Source organism: Vibrio sp. 11-4(1) (genome assembly GCF_013048625.1).
Lineage (GTDB): Bacteria > Pseudomonadota > Gammaproteobacteria > Enterobacterales > Vibrionaceae > Vibrio > Vibrio diabolicus.
On record NZ_VHSY01000057.1, the window covers coordinates 1 to 759 of the forward strand.

The 759-nt window shown below is 41.9% G+C and carries 2 protein-coding genes and 1 pseudogene; all 3 read left to right on the forward strand.

Translation table 11 applies throughout. The annotated features are described in order from the left end of the window. Window positions 1–150: 150 nt before the first annotated feature. Window positions 151–525 (forward strand): hypothetical protein, encoded by a 375-nt coding sequence (locus FKN16_RS24335; protein WP_170903743.1) that lies wholly within the window; start codon window positions 151–153, stop codon window positions 523–525. Further along, window positions 512–631, forward strand: coding sequence for a DUF3265 domain-containing protein (locus FKN16_RS24340; protein WP_170903744.1), 120 nt, complete (start codon window positions 512–514; stop codon window positions 629–631). Before FKN16_RS24335 ends, FKN16_RS24340 begins: the two co-directional genes overlap by 14 nt. A 27-nt stretch (window positions 632–658) precedes the next feature. Further along, window positions 659–759, forward strand: a pseudogene (locus tag FKN16_RS24770) (ClbS/DfsB family four-helix bundle protein); the annotation flags it as partial.

Here is a 759-nt window from a genome sequence, read left to right on the forward strand (position 1 = left end):
AAATTGCTAACAAGTTGTTAAAGAGGGATTCGCAACGCATGGCATTTTTACTATGCGTTAGTTTCAGCGATTAAGGTGGTATGCGGTGACATTTGTATTGCGTTGCTCACCCCTTAACAAGGCGTTATGTGCTTAGGGAGAAAAAGTAACATGCTTAGAAAGCTGGGAGACTTTCCGAATAGGAGTGTCGTAGAGTATGCGACAGTACTTATTCGCGTGAGAAATGATCTTCTACCTCAAAACCTGCGCTCTTATCATTGGGAGCATGATGATAATTCAATGATTACTGTCGGTGTTTCACCTGCGGGACGATTGCGTGGAAAGAGCATTTACCTTGACTCAATAGAGTTAGCAGAACAGTTTGCAGCCTTTTTGCATCAACAGTTCGAAAAACGAAAATATAAATCAAACTACACGATCGAAGTGCTTGTAGACACTACTTCACAAGGTAAAACAGTAACTCGTTGGAAAGAGTCTGACTCTCGTGATGTAAGGGATGTACTTTTGTTAAATGTACGCACATAACAAACAGTTCAAGTGGGATTCAGCACGCGTGGCATTTTTGGTATGCGGTGGTTTTTGTGTTGAAGTGGCATGCAGTAACATCGGTATTGCGTGCTTCACCCCTTAACTGGGCGTTATGTGAATGGAGGTCAAAATGTCTTCTGTGCCAAGAAATAAGGATGAATTGGAGTTGGCTATAAACTCAATATTTCCGAAACTCATGGCTGACTATCGTTCAATTCCGGAAAGCAAAGC